This window comes from Amycolatopsis sp. A1MSW2902, from assembly GCF_017312175.1.
Classification (GTDB): domain Bacteria; phylum Actinomycetota; class Actinomycetes; order Mycobacteriales; family Pseudonocardiaceae; genus Amycolatopsis; species Amycolatopsis nivea.
The window spans coordinates 524,082-540,244 of the sequence record NZ_QJPO01000001.1; the positions used below are offsets into that span (position 1 = coordinate 524,082).

A 16,163-nucleotide genomic window follows, 5' to 3' on the forward strand; every position below is an offset into this window, starting at 1 on the left:
TCCCGCTCGCCGCCGATCGTCCCGGCTGACCGAACTCGCCGCGGTCCGGCACACCCTCGTCACCGCACCGGAGTGAAGTCCCGCGCCGCGATATGCGCCGGGCGCGGAGCGGAGGCCGCGTAAGGCGCTCCCAACACGTTCTCCACGCTGTTGAACACCAGGAAGACGTTAGAGCGCCGGAACGGCGTGATGTTGTTGGCCGAACCGTGCATCACGTTCGAGTCGAACAGCAGCGCCGACCCTGGCCTACCGGTGAACTGGGCGATGCCCCGGCCACTGGCCAATTCAGCGACGTGCTCCTCCGACGGCACACCGATCCGCTGTTCCCGCAGTGATTCCCGGTAGTGCTCGTCCGGGGTCTCCCCCCGGCACGGCACGAAGACGCGATGCGAACCGGGTATCACCATCAGACTGCCGTTGTACGGGAGGTTCTCGGTCAACGCGATCGAAAGGCTCACCGCCCTCGGCAACGGCATCCCGTCCTCGGCATGCCAGGTCTCGAAGTCCGAGTGCCAGTAGAACCCGGCTCCGTCGAAGCCGGGCATGTAGTTCACCCGGCTCTGATGGAGGTAGACCTCCGATCCCAGGACCTGCCGCGCCAGGCCGGCCACGCGCTCGTCGCGCACCAGCTTTTCGATGGACGGGCTGATCCGGTGGACCTCGAAGATCGACCGGACCCGGTCCGATTTCTTCTCGATGACCACCCGCTCGTCGCACCGGAGGTCGGGATCGCTTTCCAGCCGCTCGATTTCGGAAACGAGGTCCGCCGCTTCGGCAGGGCTCAGCAGTTCGTCGATAATCGTGTAGCCGTCCGCGTCGAAACGCCTCAGCATGGGAGAGTCGGTCTTCCCCCACACTGCGGGGTCGGTCCTCCCGACCAGCGGCGCGGGCCCGTCGACCCGGGTCCGGTACCGGTCGATCCGTCTTTCGGCCAAAGTCGTCACAGTGTTCTTCTCCTCACCAGTGGTTAACAGTGAGCCACGAACAGTTTCCGTTTTCTTCGCGAATTGTTCGCCAGTAATCCGGTGAAGCCAACACATTTTGCGCACGTCATCCGGTCAATTCCCAGGAACGGGGCGCGTCCCGCGAAAATATCCCACCCCGCACGATCGACCACTCCGCCTGGTCACCCACGCATCCAAGGTCCTCTGCGGGTACCCGCCCTCAACCCGTGACGTCGAGGTCACGGTCGATCAATTCCGCCAGTTGCTGCCAATCCTTCGAACGCTGCCGGGCGATCTCGGCGATACTCCTGGTGCAGTGGCTCGGGAGCCTGCTGACCACAGCGTCCCAGTCGATGTGATCGCCGAGCGGACTCTCCAGCCAGTGCAGCAGCTTCCGCCCAAAATCGGTGAAGCGCAACGAAGGGTCCCGGCGCAGCCGGTCCAGCATCTCGGCGGTGCCGACGGTCCGTTGGCGAGGCACCGGCAGCTTCCCGGCATGCTCGCCCGCTGACGCGTCACCGCCGGCGCCCCCGCGCGACGCCGCCGGGTCCTCCCCCGCCCGCAGCCTTTTTCTCACGTCTTTGGCCGTCGTCGTAGAGATGCCCGCCGCCTGGGCCACCTTTCGCGCCGACGCGCCCGGGTCGGCGACGAACAGCTCGGCAGCACGCCTGCGCCCCTGCGGCACCTTGGATCTGTACACCACCCCGTTGCGCGCTATCCGGCCGGTCGACTGGCCAGATTTGCCAGTCGACCGGCTGCGGATAGCGGCGACGGTGGTGTGCGAGATCCCGGCAACGGCGGCGATGGACCGGTCCGACCAGTCCGGATACCACGAAAGGATACGGTCCGCGGCCGCCTTCCGGTCGGCGAGGGACAGCGGAAGCCCGTGCGCCGAGTTCAGTTTCACTGCCAGCACGAACGCCTCTTCGAAAGTGCCGTTGAAGAACACCGCCGCGATTGTCGTTTCCCCGCGCAACTTGGCAGCGTGCAGCCGATGCCAGCCGTCGACAACCCGCATCGTCTCCCGATGCACTACAATCGGAGGAAGCGCCGCCTCCGATTCGCACAGTTTTTGCATGTGCGCGGCATCTAGCGCAGCACTGCGCGGCGAAGAACCCGCGGGCAGCACGTCGGAGATCTCACATTGCACTACCTTGGAACAGGAAGGAAAACCACGAATTTGCGCCGACGAAAAACGCACATCCTCCATAGATGACTCAACATTGGTAACGTCGCCCACCGTTCCCCCACGCACGCAGTAACGATCGAACTCGGTCTAATCGTGTTCAGCAGCGACTTGCCCCCAGGTTGGCACATACAACCCCCGTCGAGCGGTGCCGCATCGTGTCGATCACGAGTCTACCAGCTCGATGATCGCAGGTCCCATTCGTCGCGATAGCCTCTCGCAGTCCGGATACCTCACCAGCACAACGGGACATGCGCTACGGATTTCGTAGAATCGCAACGGCAGGAAGCTGATCGACGCAACTCGCGGCCGAGAAAGTGCGACCTCGCGCAAAATTGCGCGCGGACAAGCGATCGACGATCCACCCGAAACTGACCACGAATGCTCCGATTGTGTGATCCTGCGACTGTTGCGTCACACCGACCATTCCACTAGACGAGGCGCCCCAGCCGCGTCAACAGCCAGATCGTCGAACCGCAAGACAGGTTCCTGCTCCAGCGATCGGCGAGCGCCCGACAGCGCATCGCCTGCGTGTACACCGGCCGGGAAACCGACCTTGCGTCGCAGTCCGCTGTTCCGCCCTGACGACACTTGTGCTAACAAGGTCAATCGAGCGTGCCTGCCGCTTCCGGCTATCGCCAGCAGGCCGGGCAACAGAAATCCGTTTTATTATCTTGGAAGGTATTTCATGTGCGGAATCACTGGGTGGGTGGATTTTCAGCGCGACCTCACGCAACGTGAGGAAACCGTCGAGAGCATGGTCGCCACGATGGCATGCCGCGGCCCGGACGCGGCGGGGGTGTGGATCCGTCCGCGGGTGGCGCTGGGCCATCGCCGGCTTGCCGTCATCGACCTCCCCGGCGGGCGGCAGCCTATGTCCAGTGCGGAAACGACAAGCGACGGCGACCCGCTGGCGGTGCTGAGCTACAGCGGCGAGGTGTACAACTTCGCCGAACTCCGCGACGAACTCGCCGGGCACGGACATCGGTTCCACACGCGCAGCGACACCGAGGTAGTGCTGCGCGCCTACCTGCAGTGGGGGCACGGGTTCGTGGAACGCCTCAACGGCATGTTCGCATTCGCGCTCTGGGACAACCGTGCCCAGGAACTGCTGCTGGTGCGCGACCGGCTCGGCGTGAAACCCTTGTTCTACTACCCGACGCCCGACGGAGTCCTGTTCGGTTCGGAGCCCAAGGCCGTTCTCGCGAATCCTCTGAGCTCGGCGGAAATCACGTTGGACGGCCTGCGCGACGCGATCTCCTTTCTGCGCGTGCCGGGCCAGACACCGCTGCGCGGCATGCATGAAGTCAAGCCTGGGCATCTCGTGCGCGTGCGCAAGAACACTCTGGTCGAGCAGCGTTACTGGTCGCTGACCGGCAAGCCGCACACGGACGATCTGCCCACGACGATCGCCACTGTCCGCGAGCTTCTCGACGACATTATGACCAGGCAGATGATCTCCGACGTGCCGCTGTGCACGCTGTTGTCCGGAGGACTGGACTCGAGCATCATCACCGCGTTGGCGCAACGCACCGCGAATACGCGCGGCGAGGGCAAGGTCCGCGCGTTTTCGGTCGACTTCGTCGGATACACCAGCAATTTCGAACCCGAGCTGCTGCGCGAAGCTCCCGACAGCCCCTACGCCGCCGAACTGGCCTCACACGCCGGGACCGAGCACACCACCATTCTGCTCAACAATGCTGATCTGGTGCGTCCCTCGGTCCGAGAGGAAGTTCTTCGTGCTTGGGACCTGCCGTACGGGCTCGGCGACCACGACCCTTCATTGTATCTCCTCTTCAAGGCTATCCGCGAACATTCCACGGTCGCGCTGTCCGGCGAATCAGCCGATGAGGTCTTCGGCGGGTACTTGTGGAGTCATCAGCCGCACGCGGTGCAAGCGGACACTTTCTCGTGGCACGCTCTCGCCAGCGACTCCCCCGCGGACCTGTCCACCCGGTTCTTCCACCCTGAGCTCGTCAAAGAGCTGGACCTGCCCGAATACGTCGCCGACCAGTACCACACCGCATTGGCCGAGGTGCCCCATCCGCCGGAACAGTCCGAATTCGAACGCCGCATGCGGAACGACAACTACCTCAACATCACCCGCTGGATGCCCCAGCTGTTGGACCGCAAAGACCGGATGAGCATGGCGAACGGCCTGGAGGTTCGCGTGCCCTTCTGCGATCACCGGCTCGTGGAATACGTGTTCGGCACGCCGTGGGCGATGAAGACATTCGACGGCCGTGAGAAGAGCCTCCTGCGAGCGGCGGCACAAGACCTGCTTCCCGAGTCGATCCGGAGGCGGCGCAAAGCACCGTATCCGTCCACCCAGGACGTGGCGTACGACGAAGCGATCAACCAAGAACTGGGCAAGATCGTGACCGACCCGGATTCGCCGGCTCTTCCGTTGCTCGATGTCGAGTCCTGCCGGGCGCAAGCGAACCGGCCGGTGACACAGCCGGCTTCGATGTTCGAGCGAATCCTGCTCGCGGAGACCCCGATCCGGCTCAACAACTGGATCAGTGCCTATGACGTGTCCTACGACCAGTTGGTGTAACAGCAAGTGCGGGCGGTCCTCGGCAAGGACCGCCCGCCGTGCCCGCGCGCGTTCCGCTGCGCCGACCCTCTGCCCACCACCACTACCGAGCCGGAGGAAACCTTGTCCCTGAGTACCCGCGCAGTCGTCGATGAACTGTTCACGCGACTGGCCAAAGCCGATCTCGACGGGCTCGACGACTTGTTCGCGGAAGATGTGGACTGGCAGATCCCTGGTGCCGCACACATCGTTCCGTGGCTAGGGCACCGCCGTACACCGGCCGAGGTCGCTGATTTCTTCCGCGCGATGAGCAGGTACGTGATTCAGGAACTCTTCGAAGTGGAGCAGGTCTTCGTCGACGGCCAGGAGGCTGTGATCGCCGGCCGGCTGCGCTCCGTCGTGCGCGCCACCGGCAAGCCCATCGAAAGCCAGTTCGTCGTCCGGATCACCGTCGTCGGCGGCCGGATCAACCGCTATCTCTTCCTCGAGGACAGTTATGCAGTCGCGAACGCCGTGCAGCCGGGGGCCGCACGGCGTTGACCCGGGAATGCCGGGAGGGCTGATGCGGGCCGCGGGCCGCATCAGCCCTCCCAAACAGTCAATGTGCGGTTTCGAACAGCTTGCTCATCTTCATCGCCACCCATTCCCCGGCGATCACACTGTCGAAGCGGCTGTCGTCGTCCGCCGCCGCGAGCGGACGCAGCGGCTCTACGCGGGCATCGTGGTTAGGCTGATAGAAGAAGGGCAAGGACAGCCGGGACGAGGTGTTTCCTTGCTCTGGATTGACCACTCGATGCATGGTCGACACCCATCGCCCCCCGGTCCACAGGGAGATCAGGTCGCCGACATTCACCACGAAGCTGCCCGGGATGGCCCGGACATCACGCCAATCGTCCTCTCCTTGAAGGACCTGGAGCCCGCCCAGGTTATCCTCCTGGTACAGGACGGTCAGGCTGCCGAAATCGGTGTGAGCGCCCTTCCGCAGCTGCCCGGGCAGCGGCTTCTCGTGCTGCGGGTAGTAGTAGTTGGCGACAAGTGCGGACACGTGGCGATCGAACTTGTCGTCGTAGAAGTTCTCGTCCAGGCCGAGCGCGAGGGCGAACAAGCGCATGAGGTCGCAAGACAACCCTTCGAGCGCGGCCATGTACTCGTGCCAGGTATCCTTGAAACCGGCCGGACGCTCCGGCCAGATGTTGGCCAGCTTCCAGGTCGCCCGGTAGTCGCCCAGCTTCGCGCGTTCCTGTTCGCTGAGCTCGCCAGTGGAATGCGCGGCGAACGTTTCGCACAGGTCAGGCGGGGTCTTCTGGTCGATGCTTCGCGCCACCTTGCCGCCGGACCTGCGGAAGCCGGACGCGCCGGGCCGATGAGCGATCAGGTCCTTTTCCTCGCTCGGCAGCCGGAAGAACTCGTTGGTCACCGCGCACGTCCGGTCGATGAGCTCCTGCGGCACGCCGTGGTTCACGATGACGAAGAAACCTGACGTTTCGCAAGCTTTGCCGATCGCGGCCGCCAAAGCGCTGCGGCCCTCCGCGCCGCCGCGGGGCGAGATGTCGATGACCGGCACGTAACCGTCGACCATGGTGACCGATTTCTGCTGCACAATGAGTCCCTTTCTCATACACCCTTGTCAAACCAGGAACGCGCACCAACGATCCGCCGCCGATCACACGCAACACTCGTCATCGTCAGTTCCTTACACAATTCGACCGCTCGAAAACCAGCCGGAAACGACCATGGATGTTTTTCGCCGATTTGTCTCGGCACCCCAGAGCTGACGATCACGATACTGCATGCCCTGATTCGGAGCAGGACTTGATCGAGAGTAAGTACCGGCGACCCTTCGTGTCAACCAGGAGGCCACCCCGGCGACGACCGTCGCGTCGGGAAGGAAGCGACTTGGTCCGCTTCAGGCGTGGATGCTCGCCACTCTATTCCGCGACCGCAGTCACCTCAGACCTGGCCGCGGAGAGAAAATAGGACCGACGAAATTACTGGATCCTGCTCAAGCACAACTCAAGGGCCACTCAAGTCGATCATCGAAATATCGGCTCGACCACTGCGAAACAGGAAGCCTCGCGAGAATAATCAGCAAGCAGCTCCGCCTCAGGACTCGTGGCGCAACACACCGCTGAAGACTATTCTCCGGCGAAGCAGAGCACTCGTAGATTCGCCCCCCCCGCATAACGCCGCCCCGCATCGAACCAGGTACGGGGGCACGTTTTCAAGCGAACAACGAAAAGGAGAACCAGGAATGACGATTCAGCCCAAGCTCGGAGACGAGGGCTCGCGTCGCGAAAAGATCGACCCGCTGTCCTCTTGCCTGGATGAGTACGCCTTGGACGGCCGGATTCACCTGAACGGCAATTCGCTCGGCGCGCCGCGGCACAACTTGGTTCCCGCGCTGGAACGCCTGGTTTCCGGGCAGTGGGCGCCCCTTCAGGTGCGGGGCTGGTTCCACGAGGGCTGGCTGGAGCTTCCGCGCACGATCGGCGACAAGCTGGGCGCGCTGCTGGGCGCCGCACCAGGACAAGTCGTTGTCGCGGGGGAAACAACGTCGACGACATTGTTCAACGTCCTCGTGGCGGCGTGCCGCTTGCGCTCGGACCGGCCAGTGCTGCTTGCCGAACAAGAGTCGTTTCCCACCGACCTGTACATCGCGGCGTCCGTGGCGCGACTGCTTGACCGAGACTTGGTCGCCGTCCCCCGCGCGGACCTGGACATCCGTTTGCGCGACCACGGCGATCAGGTAGCAGCCGCGCTCACCTCGCCCGTGGACTTCCGCACCGGCGAACGTCGCGACATCGGGGCGACCACCGCGCTGTGCCACCACGCCGGGGCGATTTCGGTGTGGGATCTCAGCCACGCCGCCGGCGTGCTTCCGGTCGACCTCGACGCCAATGACGTCGACCTCGCCGTCGGCTGCGGCTACAAGTATCTCGGCGGCGGACCGGGAGCTCCCGCTTTCACCTACGTGCCAGCCCGGCATCAGCCGGATGTGGACTTCCCGCTCGCTGGATGGCATGGCCATGCCAGGCCGTTCACGATGGTCCCCGGCTTCGAGCCCGCCGACGGGATAGACCGAGCCCGCACAGGAACGCCGCCGGTGCTCAGCCTCGCCGGGTTGGACCACGCGCTCGATCCGCTGCTCGAGGCGGGCATCGAAGCGCTCTACCGGCGAAGTCGCGAACTCAGCGACTATTTCCTCGCTTGCCTCGAGGAAAGTCGGCCGGATCTGGCGAGGCAGCTTGTCTCGCCGCGAGATGCCCGTCGCCGCGGTGGGCATCTCGCAGTACGCGTCCCGGATGCCGAGAGGGTCGAACACGAACTCGCCGAACGTGGAGTGCACGTCGATTCCCGGCCGCCGGACCTGATTCGCTTCGCCTTCGCGCCGCTTTATGTGACAAAAGACCACATTCGTCAGGTTGTCGACATATTGACCGCAGTAGCCTGAAAACTCCCGACTCGGAACGGCCTGCCGCACGGCAGAGCGGCGCGGCGGGCCCGGGCAGCACCCCGCCTGGGTCGCCGGGCCGAGGACCGGGAACCAGCGATGCTGGATTCGTCGGTCCGCAGGACCGCCGCTGCGACCATGCTTTCGCGCACCGCGCGAGGTCGCGATGCGGTCGAGGCAAGGCAGTCGGCTTCCCCGCGAGCGAGCGACCAGACTGAACTGCGAGCAAGTTCGGATCCGCAGAAAAATCCCTCGGATGTTCACCGATTCGCAGTACTCGATCACGGCGATATTCGCTGGCCCGAAGCGATGCCGAAAGGTAACAATAAGGGTATGACAACTATGGGTGTCGTATTCCGTCCGCAAAATCCCCCAGAACTGCTTCGGGAGGTGGTGAAGGTAGCAGACGCGGCAGGCCTCGAGGAGCTCTGGCTTTCGGAAGACTGCTTCGCCGAAGGCGGTATATCGACCGCCGCGGCGGCGCTCGCCTGGTCCGAGCACGTTCGCATCGGCGTCGGCGTTCTCCCAGTGCCGCTGCGCAATGTGGCCCTTACCGCAATGGAAATCGCGACCCTGGAGAGAATATTCCCCGGGCGTGCGATCTGGGGAGTGGGCCACGGCAACCAGGAATGGATGGGCCAGGTCGGAGCCCGAGTCAGTTCGCCGCTCACCCTGCTGCGCGAATACCTCGATGCTCTGCGGGATTTGCTCGCAGGGAAACGCATCACCACGCAGGGCCGTTATGTCCAACTGGACAACGTCGCTCTCGACTGGTCGCCGGAGACCACGCCGGCAGTGGTGGCCGGCGCGTTCGGGCCGCGCAGCCTGCGACTGATCGGCGAAATCGCCGACGGCGTCGTCACCGGGACGACCTTGGAGGGAATGCCCCAAGCGATCGAGCTGACTCAGGAAGGCCGGGCCGCGCGCGAGCGGAGCGGCGAAAAGTTTTCGTTCATGGTCCAACTGGTCGCCGCGACCGGACCGGACGCGGCTGACCGAGCCGGGGCGGAAACGAAAAGGCTGGGCCATGACGTCGGCGACAGTCTCAGTGCTGTCGGGGATGCGCGGGCCATCGCCGATACCATCGTGGAATGGTCGGAGGCCGGTGCCGATACCGTAATCCTCGAGCCCACTCCCGATGAGCCTGACCCGGTCGGCTTTTTCCGCTTCCTCGCCGAGGAAGTCCGTCCGCTCGTTTCATAGTCGCCGCGACTACCAATTTTCGCACTGTAGCCGGCGGCGCGTTTGTCACCGCAGACGCTCCGCCGGCTCTCCTTCTGGCGCGAGATCGGCATGGATGTCGTCCTTCGCAGCTGGGCGGGAGAACCTTTCCGATACAGTCGGGCCCTTCCGGAAACTTTGGCGGCTTCACTCGGAAGCTTCGAAAACAGCTTCGACCGCCGGACTAAGATCGTCCCATGGAGAAAGTCATCCTGGACGAGGTGGATCGCGGTCTGATCCATGCCCTGCATCTTGACGGCCGGGTCTCGTTCAACCGCGTCGCGGCGATGCTCGAGGTGTCCCAGCAAACTGTCGCGCGGCGGTACCGGAAGCTGCGCGAGGCCGGGATTCTCCGGGTCGTCGGGCTTCCCGCGCCGCGCCGTTCCGGGGAGATCGAATGGATGGTGCGGCTGTCGGTGGCCCCGGACGCCGCCAAAACCGTTGCCGAGGCGCTGGCGCGGCGGTCCGACACTTCATGGGTGCAGCTCATTTCCGGCGGCACCGAGATCATGTGCACCGTGCGCACTGTTCCGGGCAATGCGCAGGGCTCGCTGCTTCTGCGCGAACTGCCGCGCACTCCTCGAGTCATTTCGGTTTCGGCGCATTGCCTGCTGCACATGTACTTCGGCGGACCGTCCGGCTGGCGCGCGCTCACCACTGCGCTCACCCCGGCGCAGGAGGAGCAGATCCGCCCGGCCCACGCGGAGACGGGCGGCGATGTCGAGCTGACCGACTCCGACGCGCCGTTGCTGGCCGAGCTGGCTCGGGACGGCCGGATGGGCTACAGCGAACTGGCCGCGGCCACCGGTTGGTCCGAGACCACCGTCAAACGCAGGCTGCAGGCCCTGCGCCGGCACGGCGTGGTGTTCTTCGACATCGAGATCGACGAATTCGCCATGGGCTACAGCGCGGAAACCTGGCTCTGGCTGTCGGTGAAGCCCTCGCACCTGGTCGAGGTCGCGAACACGCTGGCGAGCCACGCGGAGGTAGCCGTGGTGGCCGCCACTACCGGGCCGACCAATCTGGTGGTGCACGCGCTGTGCCGCGATCTCGACGCCCTGCACGAATACCTCACCGAACGCGTGTGTTCCCTCGACGCGATCCACCTCATGGAGACCGCTCCCGTGCTCCAGACGCTCAAGAGCGCGGGAGCGGCCCGCGACCTGGGCCGGACCGCCAAGGCCTCCCGGCACCGATAGAGCGGCGCGGGAGGCCCTGGCTTCCGGTCAGGTGGTCTTCACCGGTTCCGGCGCGGCCTTGTCGTCCTTCGCGCGCACCGCGCCGAACACGAGGACCAGCAGTCCGCCGACCACGCCGAGCAGCCCGGCGACCAGGCAGATGGTGTTCAGGCCGGAGACGAACGCGTGCTGGACCGCCCCGGTCAGGCCCCGGTTGGCTGCCAGCAGTTCGCCGGCCCCGCCGCTGGCGAGTTTCTCCGCGGCGGCGTGCGGGTCGGCGACCGAGCCCGAGGACTCGAACGAGGACTGGACCGCGGAGGCGAAAATGAGCCCCAGTACCGCGACGCCGAGGGCATAACCGAACTGGCGGAGGGTATTCACCGCGCCGCCCGCCATTCCCGCGTCCTTCGGCGGAACCGCGGCCACCGCGGCCGAGACCAGGGTCGGGGTGCCGAGGCCGATCCCGATGCCGGACACTGCCAGCCCGAGGATCACCGCCGAGGAATCGGCGTCCGCGCCGATGCTTGCCTGCAGCAGCGCGCCACAGCCGACGATCAGCACGCCGAACCCGACCGACCAGCGCGGTGCCACCCCGTGCAGGAACCGGCCTGCCAGCAAAGAGGCCACCAGCGCGCCGCCGCCCTGCGCCGCGAAGACCAGCCCGCCCCGCATCGGACCCGCGCCGAGTACCGACTGGATCCACAGCGACGTGAATGGCATGTAGGTGAATGCCGCGACCTGCAGCACCAACGTCGCCACCATGATCATGTTGAACGCCTTGCTGCGGAGCAGGCGAAGATCGATGAACGGCGCCTCCGAACGCAGTTCGACGACGACGAAGACGACGAGGGCCACCACCGCCGCCGCGAAAACCAGCAGCGTGCTCGGCGCCGTCCAGCCGGTTCCGTTGACCAGGATCAACCCGTAGACGATCGCGGTGGCCGCCACCGCGAACGAAACCATTCCAGGGATGTCGAACTTCCGCTGCGCCCGCTTTTCCGTCTCGTGCAGACAGCGCAAGGTGATCAGCACGGCGACGAGGCAGATCGGAATGTTGACTCCGAAGATCCACCGCCAGTTCAGGTATTCGGTGATCAGACCGCCCACCAGCGGACCGGCGGCACCGGCCACGCCGTTGACCGCGCCCCACACGCCGAAGGCGGTCCCGCGGTCCCGGCCGGTGTAATGCTCTGCCAGCAAGGCGATCGTCGTGGCATACATCGCTGCCGCACCGATGCCCTGCACCGCCCGAGCGGTGACCAGGAAAGCCACTGACGTCGACAACCCGCAGGCCAGCGAGGCCACCGCGAAAACGCCGAGACCGTACAGGTAAACCCGACGCCGGCCCACGATGTCCGCCACCGACCCGCCCACCAGCACCAAAGCCGCCAAGGCGAGCGCGTAGATGTCCAGCACCCACTGCAACCCGGCCAGCGTGGTGTGCAGGCCCACCGCGACGCTGGGCAACGCCACGGACAGGATCGTCAGATCCAGCAACAACATGAAGGTGCCGAGGCACACGCCCACCAACGGCCACCACTTGCGCATTGATTCCCCCTGACCAGCCAAAAGGGTGAGATATCGGATCTCACGGCGAGCAGGATGCCCCGCCGCCACGTGGTTCCTCCACCTCTGAAAGGCAGATCGGCGGAGAATTCCACGTGACCGCCCAAAGTGGCGGATCCGGTTATCTCAGAAGCACTCGATGACCCGTTTTCGCCCTAGTGGCTCGCCCAGCCCCAGCGCACCCGCTCGCCAGCACTGTATTGTGACGCAGGTCATGTCCGTTTTGTCAGATTACCGGGCTCCCTCGCGCAGCCATGCTTCAGCTCCGAAACGCACTCGACCGTGAGGAGCTGGCATGACCGGCAGCGAAACCTTCCCGATGGCGCGGGCGGCTGGATGCCCCTTCGCCCCCGCGCCCGGATTGACGGCGCGGGCGCCGGTGTCGCGGGTGCGGCTGTGGGACGGCAGCGAGCCCTGGCTGATCACCCGGTATGCCGATGTCCGTGCGGTGCTTGCGGATCCGCGCGTCAGCGTCGATGTCGCGCAGCCTGGTTTTCCGCACACCAACGCGGTCAGCAAGGCCCGGGACGCGCGGATGAAAACGTTGATGCAGATGGATCCGCCGGAGCACACCGTTCAGCGGCGGATGCTCGCCTCGGAATTCACCGTCCGGAAAATGGCGGCGTTGCGGCCGCGTATTCAAGAGTTGGTGGACGACCTTCTTGACGGAATGCTCGCGGGCCCGAATCCGGCCGATTTGGTCGAGGCGTTCGCGGTGCCGCTGCCTTCGCTGGTGATCTGCGAACTGCTCGGCGTCCCTTACGCGGATCGCGACTTCTTTCAGGGAGTGGCTCACACGCTCGTCATGGACGACCCGGACCCGGCGCGTGCCGTGGCTGCCAGCGAAGAGCTGAATGCGTATCTGGAAGACCTCGTTGGCACGAAATCCGCCGGGCCGGGCTTGCTCGGCAAGCTGGCTCCCGCGATGGCTCCGCGCGAGATCGCGGTGCTGGGGCAGCTTCTGTTGGTGGCGGGCCACGACACCACCGCGGCCATGATCGCGTTAGGCACAGCCGTGTTGTTGGCGCATCCGGAGCAGTTCCACGATTCGGCGGATCCGGTGGAGGAATTGTTGCGCTACTTGTCGATCACGCATACCGAGGCGCGTCGCGTCGCCTTGGCGGATCTTGAAATCGGCGGGCAGGTGATCCGCGCGGGCGAGGGCATCATCGCGGTGAAGAGCACGGCAAACCGGGATCCGCTGGCCTTTCCGGATCCCGATCGCTTCGACCTCCACCGGTCCGCCCGGCATCACGTCGCGTTCGGTTACGGGCGGCACCTCTGCCTGGGTGCGCCGCTGGCGCGGGTGGAGTTGCAGGTCGCGTACTCGACGTTGCGGCGGCGGGTGCCGACGCTGGCGCTAGCGGTGCCGCTGGATCGCTTGGAGTTCAAGGAGAACGCGATCTTCTACTCGGTGCGCGAACTGCCCGTCACGTGGGCGAGCACGTTGACCACATTGCCGCCCGGATCCTCGACGAAAAACCGTCGCACGCCCCATGATTCGTCGGTCAACGGATAAACCACCCGCAGCCCGCGCCGGACCGACTCGGCGTGGGCTGCGTCGACTGCCTCGGGGGTGCCGAGATCGATGCCCCAGCGAGGGACGGGGTCGGTGCTTCCGGGCGGGAGGACGAGCACCTGCGCGGCCGGGTTGTCGCTGCTGCGGAGGCCGAGCGCGGGACGGTCCATGGCGACGTCGAGTCCGAGGACGTGGACGTAGAAGTCGCGGGTCGCGGCGTCGTCGATGCCTTCGGAGTAGGCGATGATGCGTTTGATCACCCGGTGAGCGTCGCAGATCCGCCGGGCCGGGGTCTTGGAGAAAGGGGAGCTAGCTGCCGGCGGAGTAGGCGATGCGGCGGTGCCGTCCGGGGCGTTGGACTCGCCAGTGCCGTCCGCGCGACGAGGACCGGCCGGAGTCGCGAGCTTCCAGCGCGACGTGACGCTCCGCGAACTGTTCGGCGGTGATGCTCATCAGAACGGGGTACTTGACCTCCCCGCGCAGCAACTCGGCGTCGCGGAGCCGGCCCTCTTCCCGGAAGCCCAGCTCGCCGTGCAGCGCCAGCGAGGCGAAGTTGCTGCCGTTGACGCTCACCTCGCACGCCCGGTACCGGCACCGTTCGAACATGAACGCCAGCAGCAGCGCGACCGCGTCGGCGGCGTAACCGCAGCGGCGGTGCTGCGGGCCGATGCCGACGCCGTAGCTGAACCGGCCGGAGAACGGGTCCGTTTCGACCCACACGGAGCCGACCAGCGTCCGGTTGTGCAGGGTCTCGATCGCGAAGTGGAAGCCGTCCGGGGAGGAGTGGCCGCGGTGCGTCGCCCAGTGCCGGTAGCCGCCGACCTGCGGATCGCGCGCCCGGACCGAGTCCCGGTCGAATCCGGCGAGGGTGCGCTGGTCGCCGGGGCGGACCTCGCGCAGCCGCACCTTCCGTCCGACCTCGTCGACCCGCCACGGGGCGACGGCGCCGGACCCGGGCCGCCGAGACGCATTCGTGATCATCGGGAGTGATGGTACCGGGCCGCGTCCTGGCGGGTTCCAGAGAATCCCCCGTTCGGTTCCCGGCCTGGTTACTCGCCGCAGTTTCCCTTGGTGGGCAACGGTTTGTCCGGGTCGAACTGGCCCGGCGCCCGGCTCATCGAGGGACCGCCGTAGTCCGGGTCGCCGAACGCGGGCGCGAGGTCCTCGGGGTTGCCCGTGCGGCACGCGATGCTGGTGTAGAACCCGCCGCCGTCGCCGGTCCACAGCCCGCGGCTGCCCGGCGCCCACCGCGGGCCGCTGCGCAGGATGTAGTCGCGGTCGACCCGGACGAACGGTTCCAGATCGGCGGGGCCGTAGACGACGCGGCTGCCCGGGTCGAAGGCGTAGGCCACCACGTAGGAGACGTGCACCGCCAGCTCGCCGGATGCGCCGGGGCGGACGGTCATCCTCCCCGTCATCCGCGGCGGCACGGGAAGCAGGTCGTAGCCCTCGGCGAAGTAGGTCACGTAGCCCTGGACGTGGGCTTCCAGGTCCTAGCGCGCGTCCGGGGCGAAGAGACCGACGGACCCGGACGGATGCCGCCCGACCTGGGTGTCCGGGTCGAACTGCGCGATCTCGACCGCGTGCTTGACCTGTTCCTGCGCCTCGCCCACCTGCTTCGCGGAGAACGAGCCGACCTTCGCCGGGGCCGGGATCTTCAGTCCGGCGATGCCCTCGGGCCAGTTCTGCGCCGGGGTGTCGAGGAACGGCCGGGTCAGGTCGACGTGCCCGGAGTCCGGGAGATCGGTCGGCGCGGGCGCGGTGGTGGTGGTCAGAGCGGGTGTGGCGGGAGTGCTCCCGGCGACTTCCTCCGCGCGCGTCCCCTGCTTCCACAGGTAGAACCCCGCCGCCGCCACGACGATCACCACCGCGCCCCAGATGGCGGCCAGCCTGCGCCGACGCGCCCGGCGGCGGCCGCGGCGCAGGCCGGTCCAGGCTTCCTTCTCGGCGTGCCGCTGCCAATCCGGGTCCATCAGGTCCGGATGGCTCTCGATGTCGTGCTCGTCCACGTGCCCCCGCCTGTCTCGTCGATCTCGCATCGAAAGATCGACAACCGCGAGCAGGCGTTACGAGCGGCCGGGCTTCGCAATCATTTCGGAATCCAAGCGGGGTTAAATCAATTTGCACGGAATGTCGGCATTCTCGTCGAGATGATACGAAGCGCACACGCGGTGGTAACCGTCCGCGATCACCAGGTCGTCGGCCGTCTCGAACCCGGGATGGCCGTGCCCGCGGACGAGCAGGACCGGCGACAGCGCTTTGCCGTCCTTGACCTTCTCGAGGTCCTTCGCGACGTGCGCGTTGTCCTCCGGGAGAAGCTTCAGCTTGCTGGCCCGGAGGATGTCCTTCGCTTTGCGGCGCGTCAGCTTCGCGTCTTTCAGCTGATCGACCAGACGAGTCGCGATGTCCTCGGGCGCGACCAGGGTGAGATAGTCGAATGCCGCCGGATAATCGTGCTCGTCCGGTTCGTCTTTCCAGTGTTCCTTCACGACGCCTCCCTCGATTCGACGGGAACCATTGTCGTCCGGTCGCGGGCGGGCGGGCCAGGTCCGAAGCGGTACG

General features: G+C 66.0%; 15 protein-coding genes. 6 read left to right on the top strand and 9 right to left on the bottom strand.

Annotated features, from left to right (window positions below; all coding sequences use genetic code 11):
• Nucleotides 1-59: 59 nt before the first annotated feature.
• Entirely contained in the window at nucleotides 60-944 is an 885-nt protein-coding gene (gene thpD / locus DMP23_RS02415; protein WP_337820026.1) for an ectoine hydroxylase, read from the bottom strand.
• Between the two features lie 220 nt (nucleotides 945-1,164).
• Nucleotides 1,165-2,154 carry a ParB/RepB/Spo0J family partition protein gene (locus tag DMP23_RS02420; RefSeq protein WP_337820027.1) on the bottom strand — a complete coding sequence of 330 codons (990 nt, stop codon included), beginning with the start codon at nucleotides 2,152-2,154 and terminating at the stop codon, nucleotides 1,165-1,167.
• A 664-nt stretch (nucleotides 2,155-2,818) separates the two neighbouring features.
• Here DMP23_RS02420 and asnB point away from each other — a divergent pair.
• Entirely contained in the window at nucleotides 2,819-4,687 is a 1,869-nt protein-coding gene (gene asnB / locus DMP23_RS02425) for an asparagine synthase (glutamine-hydrolyzing) (protein ID WP_443111327.1), read from the top strand.
• 6 nt (nucleotides 4,688-4,693) lie between these two features.
• Nucleotides 4,694-5,206, top strand: coding sequence for a nuclear transport factor 2 family protein (locus DMP23_RS02430; protein WP_337820029.1), 513 nt, complete (start codon nucleotides 4,694-4,696; stop codon nucleotides 5,204-5,206).
• A 58-nt stretch (nucleotides 5,207-5,264) separates the two neighbouring features.
• Here DMP23_RS02430 and DMP23_RS02435 read toward each other — a convergent pair whose 3' ends face one another.
• Nucleotides 5,265-6,284 (bottom strand): isopenicillin N synthase family dioxygenase, encoded by a 1,020-nt coding sequence (locus tag DMP23_RS02435; RefSeq protein ID WP_337820030.1) that lies wholly within the window; start codon nucleotides 6,282-6,284, stop codon nucleotides 5,265-5,267.
• 633 nt (nucleotides 6,285-6,917) lie between these two features.
• Between DMP23_RS02435 and DMP23_RS02440 the strand changes: the two genes are divergently transcribed.
• From DMP23_RS02440 to DMP23_RS02450, 3 genes are all read left to right on the top strand, one after another.
• Nucleotides 6,918-8,117: an aminotransferase class V-fold PLP-dependent enzyme gene (locus DMP23_RS02440; protein ID WP_337820031.1), complete on the top strand. Its 1,200-nt coding sequence runs from the start codon at nucleotides 6,918-6,920 to the stop codon at nucleotides 8,115-8,117.
• Between the two features lie 99 nt (nucleotides 8,118-8,216).
• Complete coding sequence (locus tag DMP23_RS02445; RefSeq protein ID WP_337820032.1) at nucleotides 8,217-9,320, top strand: LLM class flavin-dependent oxidoreductase; 1,104 nt, start codon at nucleotides 8,217-8,219, stop codon at nucleotides 9,318-9,320.
• Between the two features lie 215 nt (nucleotides 9,321-9,535).
• Nucleotides 9,536-10,537, top strand: coding sequence for an Lrp/AsnC family transcriptional regulator (locus tag DMP23_RS02450; RefSeq protein ID WP_337820033.1), 1,002 nt, complete (start codon nucleotides 9,536-9,538; stop codon nucleotides 10,535-10,537).
• A 27-nt stretch (nucleotides 10,538-10,564) separates the two neighbouring features.
• Here DMP23_RS02450 and DMP23_RS02455 read toward each other — a convergent pair whose 3' ends face one another.
• Complete coding sequence (locus DMP23_RS02455; protein WP_337820034.1) at nucleotides 10,565-12,064, bottom strand: MFS transporter; 1,500 nt, start codon at nucleotides 12,062-12,064, stop codon at nucleotides 10,565-10,567.
• 313 nt (nucleotides 12,065-12,377) lie between these two features.
• Here DMP23_RS02455 and DMP23_RS02460 point away from each other — a divergent pair, with 313 nt between their 5' ends.
• Nucleotides 12,378-13,601 carry a cytochrome P450 gene (locus DMP23_RS02460; RefSeq protein ID WP_337820035.1) on the top strand — a complete coding sequence of 408 codons (1,224 nt, stop codon included), beginning with the start codon at nucleotides 12,378-12,380 and terminating at the stop codon, nucleotides 13,599-13,601.
• On the opposite strand, the gene DMP23_RS02465 is transcribed toward DMP23_RS02460, so the two are convergent.
• The 5 genes from DMP23_RS02465 to DMP23_RS02485 form a co-directional block, all read right to left on the bottom strand.
• Nucleotides 13,490-13,861, bottom strand: a complete 372-nt coding sequence (locus DMP23_RS02465) for a VOC family protein (RefSeq protein ID WP_337820036.1) — start codon at nucleotides 13,859-13,861, stop codon at nucleotides 13,490-13,492. The two genes, DMP23_RS02460 and DMP23_RS02465, sit on opposite strands and share 112 nt — an antisense overlap.
• A 49-nt stretch (nucleotides 13,862-13,910) precedes the next feature.
• Nucleotides 13,911-14,507 (bottom strand): GNAT family N-acetyltransferase, encoded by a 597-nt coding sequence (locus DMP23_RS02470; protein ID WP_037815060.1) that lies wholly within the window; start codon nucleotides 14,505-14,507, stop codon nucleotides 13,911-13,913.
• A gap of 143 nt (nucleotides 14,508-14,650) precedes the next feature.
• Nucleotides 14,651-15,067 carry a hypothetical protein gene (locus DMP23_RS02475; protein WP_337820037.1) on the bottom strand — a complete coding sequence of 139 codons (417 nt, stop codon included), beginning with the start codon at nucleotides 15,065-15,067 and terminating at the stop codon, nucleotides 14,651-14,653.
• 27 nt (nucleotides 15,068-15,094) lie between these two features.
• Complete coding sequence (locus DMP23_RS02480; RefSeq protein WP_337820038.1) at nucleotides 15,095-15,610, bottom strand: hypothetical protein; 516 nt, start codon at nucleotides 15,608-15,610, stop codon at nucleotides 15,095-15,097.
• Nucleotides 15,611-15,712: 102 nt separating this feature from the next.
• On the bottom strand, nucleotides 15,713-16,090 hold the full coding sequence (locus tag DMP23_RS02485) for a hypothetical protein (protein WP_337820039.1): 378 nt from the start codon (nucleotides 16,088-16,090) through the stop codon (nucleotides 15,713-15,715).
• Nucleotides 16,091-16,163: the final 73 nt, after the last annotated feature.

Bases quoted from the DNA above. Each gene is read 5' to 3' on its own strand.
- DMP23_RS02455 (WP_337820034.1), bottom strand. From the start codon at position 12,064: ATGCGCAAGTGGTGGCCGTTGGTGGGCGTGTGCCTCGGCACCTTCATG.
- DMP23_RS02450 (WP_337820033.1), top strand. From the start codon at position 9,536: ATGGAGAAAGTCATCCTGGACGAGGTGGATCGCGGTCTGATCCATGCC.
- asnB (WP_443111327.1), top strand. From the start codon at position 2,819: ATGTGCGGAATCACTGGGTGGGTGGATTTTCAGCGCGACCTCACGCAA.
- DMP23_RS02420 (WP_337820027.1), bottom strand. From the start codon at position 2,154: ATGGAGGATGTGCGTTTTTCGTCGGCGCAAATTCGTGGTTTTCCTTCC.
- DMP23_RS02440 (WP_337820031.1), top strand. From the start codon at position 6,918: ATGACGATTCAGCCCAAGCTCGGAGACGAGGGCTCGCGTCGCGAAAAG.
- DMP23_RS02435 (WP_337820030.1), bottom strand. From the start codon at position 6,284: ATGAGAAAGGGACTCATTGTGCAGCAGAAATCGGTCACCATGGTCGAC.
- DMP23_RS02445 (WP_337820032.1), top strand. From the start codon at position 8,217: ATGCTGGATTCGTCGGTCCGCAGGACCGCCGCTGCGACCATGCTTTCG.
- DMP23_RS02460 (WP_337820035.1), top strand. From the start codon at position 12,378: ATGACCGGCAGCGAAACCTTCCCGATGGCGCGGGCGGCTGGATGCCCC.